This window comes from Citrobacter sp. BDA59-3, from assembly GCF_015167655.1.
Taxonomy (GTDB): Bacteria; Pseudomonadota; Gammaproteobacteria; order Enterobacterales; family Enterobacteriaceae; genus Phytobacter; species Phytobacter diazotrophicus.
The window spans coordinates 4,148,953-4,162,864 of record NZ_CP063427.1; the positions used below are offsets into that span (position 1 = coordinate 4,148,953).

A 13,912-nucleotide genomic window follows, 5' to 3' on the forward strand; every position below is an offset into this window, starting at 1 on the left:
TATGGGAAATAACTATTTCAGCCCGACGACGGTGGGTTTTTATATATCTGAACAGGATCGTCCTGATGATGCACTAGAGGTATCACCGGAAGTGGAAGCATTCTTGAGGAAAGCTGTTATCTGGGGAGCGGATACTTTTACCGTTGAAGGGAATAAGGCATCGGTGACATACCCGCCAAAGTTGCATGAGTACGTCACCGCATATGATGCACCATTCAGATATCCAGTGGAATAACATCGCGGTAGGACTGTAATTCTTTTGCAAATATTGAAACGCCGCAGCGATGCCATTTATCTCACGGAAATAGGCGCATTTATCGCTCGGCGCATCCTGCAGCATAGTCAAAAGTGACGGTGCTCGATACGCTGGCCGCCACGGCTAAAAATGACAATGCTGCAGTTTCCCATTGTACGAAAGCCCACACAATGCCACGCAGATGCGCAATTCAGGCGCACCTTTCAACATAGCGAAGCACACCACATGTGGAGATTCGCTAAATGGCTCAGGATTATCATCACGGCGTCCGCGTTGCGGAAATCAACGACGGAACTCGCTCAATTACAACTGTCAGTACCGCAATTGTCGGTATGGTCTGCACAGCAGACGACGCCGATGCATCAACATTCCCGTTAAACACACCGGTACTTCTCACCGATGTACTGACCGCCAGCGGTAAAGCGGGTGAATCTGGCACGTTGGCACGCTCGCTGGATGCTATTGCCGATCAGACCAAACCCGTGACCGTTGTAGTACGCGTTGCCCAGGGTGAAACCGAAGCCGAGACCACGGCGAATATCATCGGTGGTGTGACCGCCGAAGGTAAACGTACTGGCATGAAAGCGCTACTGGCAGCAAAGACCAAGTGCGGGGTGAAACCGCACATTCTCGGCGTACCCGGTCATGATACCCAGGCTGTTGCAACAGAACTGCTGAGTGTTGCACAGAGCTTACGCGGTTTTGCTTACCTTTCAGCGTATGGTTGCAAAACTGTCGAGGAGGTGATCGCATACCGTGCCAACTTCGGACAGCGCGAAGGTATGCTGATCTGGCCTGATTTCATCAATTTCGACACGGTAACACAGGCAGACGCCACGGCGTACGCTACCGCCCGCGCACTCGGTATGCGGGCAAAAATCGATAACGACACCGGCTGGCATAAGAGCCTGTCCAATGTCGCAGTAAACGGAGTAACCGGGATCAGCGCCGATGTTTTCTGGGATTTACAGGACCCGGCGACGGATGCCGGTCTGCTGAACCAGAACGACATCACCACGCTAATCCGTCAGGACGGCTATCGCTTCTGGGGTTCCCGCTGCCTGAGTGATGATCCACTCTTCGCCTTTGAAAACTATACCCGCACCGCGCAGGTGATCGCGGACACCATCGCAGAGGCGCATATGTGGGCGGTGGATAAACCACTGAACCCGTCTCTAGCCCGCGACATCATTGAAGGTATTCGTGCGAAATTCCGCAGCCTCGTGGGCCAGGGATACATCATCGGGGCTAACGCCTGGCTGGATGAGTCCGTGAACGACAAAGACACGCTCAAGGCGGGCAAACTCACCATCGACTATGACTATACCCCCGTCCCGCCGCTGGAAAATCTGATGTTGCGCCAGCGTATCACCGATCAGTACCTGGTTGATTTCGCAAGCCAGGTCAGCGCGTAAGGAGAAAGCACATGGCATTACCTCGCAAGTTAAAACACCTGAATTTGTTCAACGACGGCAACAACTGGCAGGGGATCGTCGAGTCGTTAACGCTGCCAAAGTTTACACGCAAATTTGAGAAATACCGTGGCGGCGGTATGCCTGGCGCGGTCGACATCGACATGGGGCTGGATGACGGCGCGCTGGACACTGAATTTTCTATCGGAGGCATGGAGGCTTTGTTATTCAAGCAAATGGGCATAGCAACAGCCGACGGTATTCAGTTGCGCTTTACCGGGTCCATCCAGCGTGACGATACCGCCGAAGTACAGGCCGTGGAGTTAGTCGTGCGTGGTCGTCATAAAGAGATCGACGGTGGCGAATTGAAAACCGGCGAAAGCAACACGACGAAGGTATCCAGCGTCAATACATACGCAAAACTGACCATTAACGGTGAGGTTTGCTATGAGGTGGACGTGTTGAATATGGTCGAAATCGTTAATGGCGTCGATCTGATGGAAGCGCATCGTAGCGCGCTTGGCCTCTGATAATTCCGGTGCGCTTAGTCGCACCGCATATTCTCTGTTTTCTGAATGGAATAAAAAATGAAAAACGAAACTGCTGATGTAACTGTTATTTCAACTGAAAAAAACGTTGAACTCGACACTCCTATCCAACGCGGTAATCAGCTTATCGAAAGCGTAGTGATCCGCAAACCCCAGGCGGGCGCATTGCGAGGTACTCGTTTACAGGCATTGATGGATATGGATGTAAACGCAATGACTGTTGTATTGCCTCGCGTCACAACCCCTGCCCTGACGCCCGCCGAAATCAATCAGATGGACCCGGCAGATCTGCTCACTCTGTCCGTTGAGGTGGTCTATTTTTTGTTGAAGAAATCGGTGATTGCCGATTCCCCGACAGCCTGACGGTAGAAGACCTGGTGGCAGACATCGCCACCATCTTTCACTGGACGCCACCCGTTACGGACGTGATGTCACTCACCGAGTTGCTGGAGTGGCGGCATAAGGCGATTTTACGTAGCGGGGCATCAGATGAGTGATAAGAATCTCCGGTTGCAGGTAGTTTTAAGCGCGGTCGATAAACTGACCCGCCCTTTCAAAGAGGCGCGCGCCAGCACAAAAGAGCTGGCTGCCGCCGTCAAAGCGTCCTGCGATGCGCTGAAATCCCTCGACGATGCCGGAACAAAACTGAACAGCATCGGCACGCTGACAACGTCGATTGGTCGCCTGGATACCGAGCTGGAAAAAGCCCGCCTGCGCGCACAGATGATGACGCGCGAACTCTCCGGGCTGGAAAATCCGACAAAGAAACAGACCAAAGCCGTTGATGACCAGTGGCGCGCCGTCTCACGCCTGGAAACCCAGCAGGAGAAAGAGGCGCAGCAGCTCGGCACGCTCCGCGCCGAACTCTACCGCATGGGGATTTCGTCAAAAGACGCAGCGGGCGCAACGGAACAAATCAGGACGCAGACCGCACGGCTTAATACAGAGCTGGCAGAGCAGGAATCAAGGCTAAAGCGCGCCGGGGAACAGCAGCGCCGCTTATCAAATGCCCGTAACCAGTACAGCAAGACGCTGGAAGTCAGGGACCGCATCGCCGGGGCATCGGCAACAACCACGGCGGCGGGCGTGGGGATCGGTGCGCCGGTCGTCGCCGCAGTGAAAGACTACGCCAGCTTTGAAGATGCCATGAAAGGTGTGGCAAAACAGGTTAACGGCTTGCGCGACGACAAAGGCAATCGCACCGCGCAATTTTATGAAATGCAGAAGGAAATTAAGGCTGCCGCCGAAAAACTGCCAATGCAAAACGGCGCGATTGACTATGCATCCCTCGTTGAAGGTGGGGCGCGTATGGGGATCGGTAAAGATGCAAAAACGTGGGAGGAGCTGAAAACAGATTTGCTCAATTTCGCCTCGGTGTCTGCTAAAGCGGCAACCGCGTTTGAGTTACCCGCCGACCAGTTGGCAGAAAACCTCGGAAAAATCGCAAACCTATACAAAGTTCCGATAAAAAACATCGAGCAGCTCGGAGACGTGATCAACTATCTGGACGATAACGCCATGTCCAAAGGTGCCGACATCATCGAAGTCATGCAGCGCATGGGCGGCGTCGCTGACAAGCTCGATTTTCGAAAAGCGGCAGCGCTCGGTTCCACATTCCTGACCCTGGGTGCCGCGCCGGAAGTGGCTGCCACAGCAGCAAACGCCATGGTGCGCGAATTATCCATTGCCAGCATGCAGTCTAATCGGTTTATGGACGGTATGGATGCGCTTAAGTTGAAGCCCGAAAAGTTAGAAAAAGCGATGACAGTCGACGCCATGGGCACGATTATTAAAGTGATGGAAATGGTTAAGAAGCTGCCAAAAGACAAGCAAATGAACGTGCTGACGCAGCTATTTGGTAAAGAGTACGGTACGGCTGCGGGCAAGCTGGCAAACAACATGGACGAGTTGTACAAGCAGCTTGATCTAGTCAAAGGGAAAGCTTCCGAACGGTCGATGCAAAAAGAATCTGACATCAACGCAGACTCACTTTCAGCGCAATGGATGCTGGTCAAGGCAGGCACCCAAAACACAATGAGCAGCCTGGGCGAGACGCTGCGCGGCCCACTGATGGATATCATGCAAATGATGAAATCCGTCACCGGTACTGTCCGGCGATGGATTGAAGCTAACCCGGAACTGGCTGGCGCAATCATGAAAGCCACCGCTGCCGTGGCGGTGCTGCTGGTAGTACTGGGTACGCTCGGCATCGCAGTTGCTGCCGTACTTGGCCCGCTGGCGCTGGCCAGGCTGAGTCTGAATATTCTCGGTATCAAATCACTGCCGGTGCTCTCGGCGGCGGCACAGCGAACAGGCAACATTCTGTCCTGGCTGGGATCGGCCCCTTTGAAAGTCTTACGCAGCGGGTTACGTGGTGCGTCGGGTAGCACCGGATTACTGACCGCACCGCTGACCGCGCTGCGTGCCACTGCCGGAGTTACCGGAAATGCCCTGTCAGCGATTGCGGGCGTGCCTGCTTCTCTTTTCCGTGGGGCGATGTCCGGTCTGTCTGCCGTCCTGGGTGTTTTTCTCAACCCGCTGAGTTCTCTGGGTCGTCTTCTGAGTGTGCTGGCATCAGGCCCCATAGCAGTATTGCGCATTGCACTGATGGGTATTTCAACCGTGCTGGGAATCCTGCTCAGCCCGATAGGGCTGGTTGTGGCCGCGCTGGCATCGGTGGCGCTGGTCGTCTGGAAATACTGGGAGCCAATCAGCGCATTTCTGTCAGGTGTCGTCGAGGGTTTCAAAGCCGCTGCCGCACCTATTGAACAGGCATTTGCCCCTGTCCGGCCTGTCTTTCAGTGGATAGGTGACAAGGTTCAGGCGCTGTTCGGCTGGTTCCGTGATTTGCTGACGCCGGTAAAGTCCACCGCAGAAGAACTGAACAATGCCGCATCAATGGGCCGGGCGTTTGGTCAGGCGCTGGCAGACGGTCTGAATATGGTCATGCATCCGCTGGACACGCTCAAGCAGGGCGTAAGCTGGTTGCTTGAAAAGCTTGGGATTGTTCAGGAGAAATCAACGAATCTGCCAAAAGTGGATGAAAGCACCAGGCCTGGCCCTTCTCCGATTCCAGCGCCGGGTGGTTACAGCAATTACGGTATTACCACACCCGGGAAAACTACCTACCAGCCGTATGAAATCCCAATGCATGACAACGGCGGCTTTATTCCATCAGGCGAGATTGGCATTGTCGGCGAGTATGGCCCGGAGCTGGTAAACGGCCCGGCAAACATCACCAGCCGCCGCAAAACGGCAGCGTTAGCCGTTGCTGCGGCCAGCGCCTATAACAACGGTGATGCGTCTCAGCTAACCGCTGCGCGAATGCTAGCCCCGCTTCGCCTCCAGGCAGAAACCCGCAGCGCCGCCCCGTTAATGATGCCGTCATTACCAGACGATTCATCGGGCATCCGGAACCGTGCGGCAGCTATAGCTACCGCAACGGTGCTGGCGATGGGCAGTCTTGCGCAACCCGTCGCCGCTAAACCGCTGCATCCGTTCAGCTTGCCCGTCAGTGAATACCGGGAATCGACTCCCGCACATGGTGGTAGTCAGGCTAACGGGTTCATTCAGCCTGCGCCAATTCAGGCAGTTTTCCATATTAACCAACTACCCGGCGAAAGCGCAGATGACCTGGTTGACCGGGTACTGCGAAAACTGGAAGACACGCAACGCAGAGAGGCAGCCGCACGTCGTGGCAGATACAGTGATACGGGAGATTTTTCATGATGATGGTGTTGGGGTTCTTTGTGTTTATGCTGAAAACAATACCCTTTCAGCAGTTGCAGCAACAACAGCAATGGCGGCACGCCAGTAACAACCGAGTGGGGAAGCGCCCGACGATGCAATTCCTGGGGCCGGATTCCGACAGCATCACACTGTCCGGCGTGCTGATGCCGTCGGTAACTGGTGGCAAGCTGTCTTTGCTTGTGCTGGAGCAAATGGCAGAAACCGGGCGCGGCTGGCCGCTGATACGTGGTGACGGGACGATTTACGGTATGTTTGTTATTTCCGAAATAGGCAAAACAGAAACCGACCAGGTCAGCAGCGGTGCGCCGCGCAAAATAGATTTCACTATCAAGCTAACCCGGATGGACGAATCACTGACACAAATGCTCGGGGACCTGTCAGGGCAGCTTTCAGAACTCAAGGATAACGCTATAAGTGCCGCCAAAAACGCTGCAAGTTCAGTAACAAATAGCGTCGGGAGTCTTCTGCAATGACAGAAATGACAATGTTGTCCGGAATTGAAGTCGTGCCAGATTATCGGATACGGGTCAGCAATAAAGACATTACCGCCGATCTCTCGCCCCGGCTGATCTCGCTGACGCACACTGACAACCGCGGATTTGAAGCCGACCTGCTGGACATTGAGCTGGACGACGCCGACGGCCTGCTGGAAATGCCGGTTCGTGGCGCGGTACTTTCACTGGCCTTGGGCTGGAAAGGTCAGGCACTGGAGGTCAAAGGGGATTTTACCGTTGATGAGATCGAGCACTTCGGAGCGCCGGACCGCATCAGCGTGCGCGCTCGCAGTGCCGATTTCCGGCAGACGCTCAATATCAAACGGGAGAAATCCTGGCATAAAACGACAATAGGCCAGGTTATGCAGGAGATAGCCGCCCGGCATAAGCTAAAAGTCGCTGTGGGTAAGGATATTGCGGCACAGGAAGTGGATCACATCGACCAGACAAATGAATCTGACGGGTCATTCCTGGCGCGCCTCGCGAAGATGTACGGGGCAATAGCAGCAGTAAAATCCGGGAATCTGATGTTCATCCGGCAGGGCCAGGGGAAGTCTGCCAGTGGTCAGGCACTGCCGGTCGCCACCATCACCCGCAGCTCTGGTGATCAGCACCGATTCAGCATTATCGACCGTAGCGCCTATACGGGCGTAGTGGCATCCTGGCTTCATACCAGGGAAGCCAAAAAGAAACCGACAGTGAAGGTTAAGCGCCGTCGACGGAGGAAGACCACGACCAAAACTAAAACGCCTGAGGCTAAACAGGGTGAGTATCTGGTTGGCAGTGATGAAAATGTCCTGGTCCTGAGTCGTACTTACGCCAACAAGAGCAATGCGGAACGTGCAGCAAAAGAGCACTGGTCGCGTATCCAGCGCGGTGTCGCATCATTTTCTATTACCCTTGCTATGGGTCGCGAAGAGCTTTTCCCAGAGCAGCCCGTCAGAGTTTCCGGGTTCAAACCGGTCATTGATACCGCCGATTGGATTATCACAACTGTCACTAACACGATTAATGACAGCGGCTTTACCACAGCGCTAGAACTGGAAGTGAAAATTTCCGATTTGGATATGGAATAACGAAGCGGTTTAACTTTGCAAGTTAAACGAGTAATATTCTCAAAAATGCAAAATGGAGATGCCTGTTATGATGAATTGCCCGCTTTGCGGTAGTGCCGCGCACACCCGGTCTTCGTTTCAGGTGTCCACCCAAACGAAAGAACGTTACAACCAGTGCCAGAACGTGGAATGCGGTCATACGTTTGTCACGCATGAGACATTCGTCAGATCGATTAATAAGCCCACTCTGGTAACAACCGCCCCACCTCACCCGAAATCCGGCGGGCAAACGCACATGTCATTCTGAAAGAGACCCGCGAAAGCGGGTTTTTTTATAGCTGAACCCGGTGTCCACAGAGTCCACCGTCCACAGTTTCTGTGGGCAATTTGTGGACATACCACAATAAAAAAGGGGCTGGCACGAAGCCAACCCCTTGTTTTTACACAATAACTTTGGATGTCGCGAAAGCGAATCTTAGTTAAGACGCTCTTTGATACGAGCAGACTTACCAGTGCGCTCACGCAGGTAGTACAGTTTAGCTTTACGTACAGCACCACGACGTTTAACAGCAATGCTGTCAACTACCGGAGAGTGAGTCTGGAAGACACGCTCAACGCCTTCGCCGTTGGAAATTTTACGAACAGTGAATGCAGAGTGCAGACCGCGGTTACGAATAGCGATAACCACGCCCTCGAATGCCTGCAGACGTTTTTTGGAACCTTCAACAACCCATACTTTCACTTCCACGGTATCACCCGGACGGAAGGAAGGTACGTCCTGCTTCATCTGTTCTTGTTCAATTTGCTTAATAATGTTGCTCATAATTTAATCTCTTATCCTGGGTAAACTGATATTGGGGGCTTACGCTGTCCCATCATGTTTATGTTGCTGTTATGCGTGTTCTTTTTTGAACTCCGCCAGCAACCTTGCTTGCTCTTCAGTCAGAGCCAGGTTTTCCAGAAGTTCAGGTCTTCTAAGCCAGGTGCGGCCCAGCGACTGTTTCAAACGCCAGCGACGTATCTCGGCATGATTTCCCGACAGTAACACTGGCGGTACTTCCATCCCTTCTAACAACTCAGGTCGAGTATAGTGTGGACAGTCCAGTAATCCATCAGCAAAGGAATCTTCCGTTGCAGAAGCTTCATGTCCCAGCACACCCGGAATAAACCGGGAGACCGAATCAATCAGCGTCATGGCTGGTAACTCACCACCGCTGAGAACGTAATCGCCGATAGACCATTCTTCGTCAATCTCGGTTTGGATTACGCGCTCATCTATCCCTTCGTAGCGCCCGCACACCAGAATCAGTTTCTGATTCGTTGCCAGTTCGCTGACGCCCGCTTGATCAAGCTTACGCCCCTGAGGTGACAGATAAATCACTTTTGCGCCTTCACCGGCCGCATCTTTTGCTGCATGAATGGCATCCCGCAAAGGTTGCACCATCATTAGCATCCCCGGTCCGCCGCCGTAAGGACGATCGTCCACGGTACGGTGCCGGTCATGAGCAAAGTCACGAGGACTCCAGCTCTGGATGCTCAGCAGGCCATTTTTAACTGCCCGGCCAGTTACCCCGTAGTCGGTAATCGCGCGGAACATTTCAGGAAACAGGCTAATTATGCCAATCCACATAGCGCCGTCTTTTACCGTATATCCGGAGGTTTAAAAACCAGGATCCCAATCTACTTCAATGGTTTGAGTAGCGAGATCGACTTTCTTGATAACCTGCCCATCGAGGAACGGAACCAACCGCTCCTTGATACCAAATGCATCTTTCAGGTTTGCCTTGATGACGAGAACGTCATTTGACCCGGTTTCCATCATATCGATGACTTTACCGAGGCTATAACCTTCGGTGGTCACTACCTGGCAGCCCATCAGGTCTTTCCAGTAATAGTCACCCTCTTCCAGTTCCGGCAACTGCGATGAATCTACGACAATTTCGCAATTGGTCAGCAGATTCGCGGCATCTCTGTCATCAACACCTTTCAGTTTGATGACAATGTCCTGATTGTGGTAGCGCCAGCTTTCCAGCTCAATGCTCTGCCACTGACCCGCCCGTTCAATAAACCAGGGCTGATAGTCAAAAATGCTTTCGGCGTCTTCGGTGGAAGAAAACACTCTGAGCCAACCACGGATACCGTAGGAAGATCCCAGTTTACCCAGAACGATAGGATTAACAGGGCTCTGCGCGGCGTGTTGCTTGCTCATCATGACCACCGTGACAGATTAAGCTGCTTTGTTTACTTCTTTGATCAGCGTAGCTACGCGATCAGAAACGGTAGCGCCCTGGCCAACCCAGTGAGCGATACGATCCAGATCCAGGCGGGTGCCTTCTTCTTTCTCAGACGCGATCGGGTTGAAGAAGCCAACGCGCTCAATGAAGCGACCGTTGCGTGCATTACGGCTGTCGGTGACAACAACCTGGTAGAACGGACGCTTTTTAGCGCCGTGACGTGCTAAACGAATAGTTACCATAACATCCTCTTGTGTGAATAAAACAACCGGGCCCCATCGAGGAACGGAGCCCGGTGTCATATTAAAAGCCCGAAAATTTTACTGATTTCTGGGGAAATTGCAATCAACAGTTTAGAAACTGTGATATCAAGGCCGTCGGCGTTGCAGTCAGTTTGGTGCCGGCGTGCGCGCAGCCACCGGAGCGTACACGCAGTATGTGAGGATGGCGAGCACACCCCGGCACCAAAATGGCCAATAAGCCAGGCCGATTTAGTCTTAGCGGCCCGGGAACCCCGGCGGCATCATCCCCTTCATACTTCTCATCATCTTCGCCATACCGCCCTTCTTCATTTTCTTCATCATGCGCTGCATGTCGTCGAACTGTTTCAGAAGGCGGTTAACATCCTGCACCTGCATCCCGCAGCCTGCAGCAATACGGCGCTTACGAGAGCCTTTGATGATTTCAGGATTCGCGCGCTCTTTAAAGGTCATTGAGTTGATGATCGCTTCCATACGCACCAGGACTTTGTCATCCATCTGCGCTTTCACGTTGTCCGGAATCTGCCCCATGCCCGGCAACTTGCCCATCAGGCTCGCCATACCGCCCATGTTTTTCATCTGACGCAGCTGTTCCAGGAAGTCGGTCAGATCGAAACCGTCGCCTTTTTTCAGTTTGGACGCCAGTTTCTCAGCCTGAGCGCGGTCAACCTTGCTCTCGATATCTTCGATCAGCGACAGCACGTCACCCATGCCGAGGATACGGGAGGCAATACGATCCGGGTGGAACGGCTCCAGCGCTTCGGTTTTTTCGCCCACGCCGAGGAATTTGATCGGCTTACCGGTGATATGACGAATGGAGAGCGCCGCACCGCCGCGGGCGTCACCGTCCACTTTGGTCAGCACCACGCCGGTTAACGGCAGCGCTTCGTTAAACGCTTTTGCGGTATTCGCCGCATCCTGACCGGTCATGGCGTCAACAACAAACAGGGTCTCTACCGGGTTAATCGCGGCATGAACCTGTTTGATTTCATCCATCATCGCTTCGTCAACGTGCAGACGACCGGCGGTATCCACCAGCAGCACGTCATAGAACTTAAGCTTCGCTTCTTTCAGCGCCGCATTAACGATATCCACCGGCTTTTGCGCGACATCAGAGGGGAAGAAGTCGACTTCCACCTGTTGCGCAAGAGTTTCCAGTTGTTTAATCGCCGCCGGGCGATAAACGTCCGCGGAAACTACCATTACCTTCTTCTTGTGTTTTTCACGCAAGAACTTACCCAGTTTACCTACGCTGGTAGTTTTACCAGCCCCCTGCAGACCCGCCATCAATACAACGGCTGGCGGCTGAGCGGCCAGGTTAAGGCTCTGGTTCTCTTCGCCCATCGCCGCAACCAGTTCGTTGCGCACGATTTTGACGAACTCCTGACCCGGGGTCAGGCTCTTATTCACTTCATGACCAACCGCTTTTTCTTTTACGCGGTTGATGAAATCACGCACGACCGGCAAGGCGACGTCCGCTTCCAGCAGCGCCATACGCACTTCGCGTAGCGTGTCTTTAATGTTGTCTTCAGTGAGGCGTCCACGACCACTGATATTGCGCAGGGTGCGCGACAAACGATCGGTTAAATTATCAAACATTGTCTCTCGCCTGAGGTAAAACGATGGGCCGCCAGGGCGACGCATAACAGAAATTTGCGTCAGTATAACATGAAGACATTCGTGATGTATGTGATGCAACGGTTGGAGCCAGAGTCACGTAACGTTATACTGCTTCTCTTTCTTCTTAGGTCAACTGTCGACGTCACTATGCCCGTGTTCGCCTTAATTTCTCTTGCCGCTTATTCCATCAGCCTCGCACTGATCGTTCCCGGTTTGCTGCAGAAAAACAGCGGCTGGCGCCGCATGGCGATTTTATCAGCGGTTGTCGCGCTGATGTTTCACGGCTTCGCGCTTAAAGAACGGATTTTCCCGGACGATGGTGGGCAAAACCTAAGCTTATTAAACGTCGGTTCGCTGGTCAGTTTGATGATCTGTACGGTCATGACCATTGTGGCGTCGAAAAACCGCGGCTGGCTGCTGTTGCCCATCGTCTATACCTTTGCGCTGATCAACCTCGCCTTCGCTATTTTTGTGCCGAACGAGTACATCACGCATCTCGAAACCACGCCTGGTATGATGGTTCATATTGGGCTTTCACTCTTCTCCTATGCCACACTGATTATCGCGGCGATGTATGCGCTGCAACTGGCGTGGATTGACTACCAACTGAAGAATAAACGACTGGCATTCAGCAGTGAAATGCCGCCGTTAATGAGTATCGAGCGCAAAATGTTTCATATCACGCAGATTGGCGTGGTTCTGCTGACTTTAACGCTCTGTACAGGTCTCTTCTTCCTCAAAAACCTGTTCAGCATGGAGAATATCGACAAAGCTGTCCTGTCGATCATCGCCTGGTTCGTCTATATCGTCTTGCTGTGGGGCCATTACCATAAAGGGTGGCGCGGGCGCCGTGTCGTGTGGTTTAACGTCGCAGGCGCGGGCATTTTAACGCTGGCCTATTTTGGTAGCCGCGTTCTGCAGCATTTCCTAAGTTAATAAGGAGTTCCCCCTGGAACACATTTCCACCACGACGCTGATCGTCACCCTGATCATCATGGTGGTGATTTCGGCGTACTTCTCCGGTTCTGAAACCGGTATGATGACCGTTAACCGTTATCGCCTGCGTCATCTGGCAAAACAGGGCCATCGAAGCGCTAAGCGTGTCGAAAAACTGCTGCGTAAACCTGACCGACTCATCAGCCTGGTATTGATTGGCAATAACCTCGTCAATATCCTCGCCTCTGCGCTGGGGACTATTGTTGGTATGCGTTTATACGGTAACGCTGGCGTGGCAATTGCAACCGGTGTGCTGACCTTTGTCGTGCTGGTATTTGCCGAAGTCCTGCCGAAAACCATTGCCGCCCTGTATCCCGAAAAAGTCGCTTTTCCCAGTAGCGTTCTGTTAGTACCGCTGCAAATCATCATGATGCCACTGGTCTGGCTGCTTAATGGTGTGACGCGGATTCTGATGAGGATGGTGGGAATCAAAGCTGATGTCGTTATCAGCGGGGCCCTCAGTAAGGAGGAGTTGCGTACCATCGTGAACGAATCCCGCTCCCAGATTTCCCGACGCAACCAGGACATGCTGTTGTCGATACTGGATCTGGAAAAAGTAAGCGTCAATGACATCATGGTACCGCGTAGCGAAATTGTCGGTATCGATATCAACGACGACTGGAAGTCCATCGTGCGCCAGCTTACCCATTCGCCGCATGGCCGTATCGTGCTCTATCGGGATTCGCTTGACGACACCATCAGCATGCTTCGCGTGCGCGAAGCCTACCGCCTGATGACGGAGAAAAAAGAGTTCACCAAAGAGGTCATGCTACGCGCCGCTGATGAGATTTATTATGTGCCGGAAGGTACGCCGCTCAGCATTCAACTGGTGAAATTCCAACGCAATAAAAAGAAAGTCGGCCTGGTCGTGGACGAATACGGCGATATTCAGGGGCTGATTACGGTTGAAGATATTCTTGAAGAGATTGTTGGGGACTTTACGACATCGATGTCGCCGTCGCTGGCCGAAGAGGTAACACCGCAGAATGACGGGTCTGTGATCATTGATGGCAGCGCCAACGTACGTGAGTTGAATAAAGCCTTTAACTGGCAGTTACCGGAAGCAGAGGCCCGGACAATTAACGGAATGTTACTTGAAGCCCTGGAAGAGATCCCGGCCGCTGGTACGCGTGTGCGCATTGAACACTATGATATCGATATTCTCGATGTGCAGGACAATATGATTAAGCAGGTGCGGGTTATTCCGGTCAAATCCCTTCGCGACAGCGTGGCGGAATAATGCTTATAACCCTCTCCCGGCAGGGAGAGGGTTAACGTGAGGGGAAA

The 13,912-nt window shown here is 53.1% G+C and carries 16 protein-coding genes; 11 read left to right on the plus strand and 5 right to left on the minus strand.

The annotated features are described in order from the left end of the window. Position 1 precedes the first annotated feature (1 nt). The 9 genes from IP582_RS19465 to IP582_RS19505 all read left to right on the plus strand — a co-directional run bounded on the left by IP582_RS19465 (position 2) and on the right by IP582_RS19505 (position 7,822). Entirely contained in the window at positions 2-235 is a 234-nt protein-coding gene (locus IP582_RS19465) for a hypothetical protein (RefSeq protein ID WP_193794171.1), read from the plus strand. Positions 236-498: 263 nt separating this feature from the next. Next, positions 499-1,671, plus strand: coding sequence for a phage tail sheath protein (locus IP582_RS19470; RefSeq protein WP_193794172.1), 1,173 nt, complete (start codon positions 499-501; stop codon positions 1,669-1,671). An 11-nt stretch (positions 1,672-1,682) separates the two neighbouring features. Next, on the plus strand, positions 1,683-2,198 hold the full coding sequence (locus IP582_RS19475) for a phage major tail tube protein (protein WP_193794173.1): 516 nt from the start codon (positions 1,683-1,685) through the stop codon (positions 2,196-2,198). Positions 2,199-2,255: 57 nt separating this feature from the next. Next, complete coding sequence (locus tag IP582_RS19480; protein WP_108700775.1) at positions 2,256-2,579, plus strand: phage tail assembly protein; 324 nt, start codon at positions 2,256-2,258, stop codon at positions 2,577-2,579. A 14-nt stretch (positions 2,580-2,593) separates the two neighbouring features. Then, a complete protein-coding gene (locus IP582_RS19485) occupies positions 2,594-2,713 on the plus strand; it encodes a GpE family phage tail protein (RefSeq protein ID WP_193794174.1) in 120 nt (39 codons plus the stop codon). Continuing rightward, a complete protein-coding gene (locus IP582_RS19490) occupies positions 2,706-5,945 on the plus strand; it encodes a phage tail tape measure protein (RefSeq protein ID WP_193794175.1) in 3,240 nt (1,079 codons plus the stop codon). Before IP582_RS19485 ends, IP582_RS19490 begins: the two co-directional genes overlap by 8 nt. Next, positions 5,942-6,439 carry a phage tail protein gene (locus IP582_RS19495; protein WP_193794176.1) on the plus strand — a complete coding sequence of 166 codons (498 nt, stop codon included), beginning with the start codon at positions 5,942-5,944 and terminating at the stop codon, positions 6,437-6,439. Before IP582_RS19490 ends, IP582_RS19495 begins: the two co-directional genes overlap by 4 nt. Beyond that, complete coding sequence (locus tag IP582_RS19500) at positions 6,436-7,536, plus strand: phage late control D family protein (protein WP_193794177.1); 1,101 nt, start codon at positions 6,436-6,438, stop codon at positions 7,534-7,536. The genes IP582_RS19495 and IP582_RS19500 overlap by 4 nt, the downstream gene beginning before the upstream one ends. A 67-nt stretch (positions 7,537-7,603) precedes the next feature. Then, positions 7,604-7,822: an ogr/Delta-like zinc finger family protein gene (locus IP582_RS19505; RefSeq protein ID WP_193794178.1), complete on the plus strand. Its 219-nt coding sequence runs from the start codon at positions 7,604-7,606 to the stop codon at positions 7,820-7,822. A 168-nt stretch (positions 7,823-7,990) separates the two neighbouring features. On the opposite strand, the gene rplS is transcribed toward IP582_RS19505, so the two are convergent. The 5 genes from rplS to ffh form a co-directional block, all read right to left on the minus strand. Beyond that, a complete protein-coding gene (rplS, locus tag IP582_RS19510) occupies positions 7,991-8,338 on the minus strand; it encodes a 50S ribosomal protein L19 (protein ID WP_006178051.1) in 348 nt (115 codons plus the stop codon). Between the two features lie 69 nt (positions 8,339-8,407). Then, positions 8,408-9,145: a tRNA (guanosine(37)-N1)-methyltransferase TrmD gene (gene trmD / locus IP582_RS19515; protein WP_039077558.1), complete on the minus strand. Its 738-nt coding sequence runs from the start codon at positions 9,143-9,145 to the stop codon at positions 8,408-8,410. Between the two features lie 30 nt (positions 9,146-9,175). Then, positions 9,176-9,724 carry a ribosome maturation factor RimM gene (rimM, locus tag IP582_RS19520; protein WP_047369183.1) on the minus strand — a complete coding sequence of 183 codons (549 nt, stop codon included), beginning with the start codon at positions 9,722-9,724 and terminating at the stop codon, positions 9,176-9,178. 18 nt (positions 9,725-9,742) lie between these two features. Beyond that, complete coding sequence (gene rpsP / locus IP582_RS19525) at positions 9,743-9,991, minus strand: 30S ribosomal protein S16 (protein WP_039077560.1); 249 nt, start codon at positions 9,989-9,991, stop codon at positions 9,743-9,745. 255 nt (positions 9,992-10,246) lie between these two features. After that, complete coding sequence (gene ffh, locus IP582_RS19530; protein ID WP_193794179.1) at positions 10,247-11,608, minus strand: signal recognition particle protein; 1,362 nt, start codon at positions 11,606-11,608, stop codon at positions 10,247-10,249. 168 nt (positions 11,609-11,776) lie between these two features. Here ffh and IP582_RS19535 point away from each other — a divergent pair, with 168 nt between their 5' ends. After that, entirely contained in the window at positions 11,777-12,565 is a 789-nt protein-coding gene (locus IP582_RS19535) for an inner membrane protein YpjD (RefSeq protein ID WP_039077562.1), read from the plus strand. 13 nt (positions 12,566-12,578) lie between these two features. Continuing rightward, positions 12,579-13,865, plus strand: coding sequence for an HlyC/CorC family transporter (locus tag IP582_RS19540; protein WP_039077563.1), 1,287 nt, complete (start codon positions 12,579-12,581; stop codon positions 13,863-13,865). The last annotated feature ends 47 nt before the right edge of the window (positions 13,866-13,912 follow it).

Bases quoted from the DNA above. Each gene is read 5' to 3' on its own strand.
- IP582_RS19465 (WP_193794171.1), top strand. From the start codon at position 2: ATGGGAAATAACTATTTCAGCCCGACGACGGTGGGTTTTTATATATCT.
- IP582_RS19470 (WP_193794172.1), top strand. From the start codon at position 499: ATGGCTCAGGATTATCATCACGGCGTCCGCGTTGCGGAAATCAACGAC.
- IP582_RS19475 (WP_193794173.1), top strand. From the start codon at position 1,683: ATGGCATTACCTCGCAAGTTAAAACACCTGAATTTGTTCAACGACGGC.
- IP582_RS19480 (WP_108700775.1), top strand. From the start codon at position 2,256: ATGAAAAACGAAACTGCTGATGTAACTGTTATTTCAACTGAAAAAAAC.
- IP582_RS19490 (WP_193794175.1), top strand. From the start codon at position 2,706: ATGAGTGATAAGAATCTCCGGTTGCAGGTAGTTTTAAGCGCGGTCGAT.
- IP582_RS19495 (WP_193794176.1), top strand. From the start codon at position 5,942: ATGATGATGGTGTTGGGGTTCTTTGTGTTTATGCTGAAAACAATACCC.
- IP582_RS19500 (WP_193794177.1), top strand. From the start codon at position 6,436: ATGACAGAAATGACAATGTTGTCCGGAATTGAAGTCGTGCCAGATTAT.
- IP582_RS19505 (WP_193794178.1), top strand. From the start codon at position 7,604: ATGATGAATTGCCCGCTTTGCGGTAGTGCCGCGCACACCCGGTCTTCG.
- rplS (WP_006178051.1), bottom strand. From the start codon at position 8,338: ATGAGCAACATTATTAAGCAAATTGAACAAGAACAGATGAAGCAGGAC.
- trmD (WP_039077558.1), bottom strand. From the start codon at position 9,145: ATGTGGATTGGCATAATTAGCCTGTTTCCTGAAATGTTCCGCGCGATT.
- rimM (WP_047369183.1), bottom strand. From the start codon at position 9,724: ATGAGCAAGCAACACGCCGCGCAGAGCCCTGTTAATCCTATCGTTCTG.
- rpsP (WP_039077560.1), bottom strand. From the start codon at position 9,991: ATGGTAACTATTCGTTTAGCACGTCACGGCGCTAAAAAGCGTCCGTTC.
- ffh (WP_193794179.1), bottom strand. From the start codon at position 11,608: ATGTTTGATAATTTAACCGATCGTTTGTCGCGCACCCTGCGCAATATC.
- IP582_RS19535 (WP_039077562.1), top strand. From the start codon at position 11,777: ATGCCCGTGTTCGCCTTAATTTCTCTTGCCGCTTATTCCATCAGCCTC.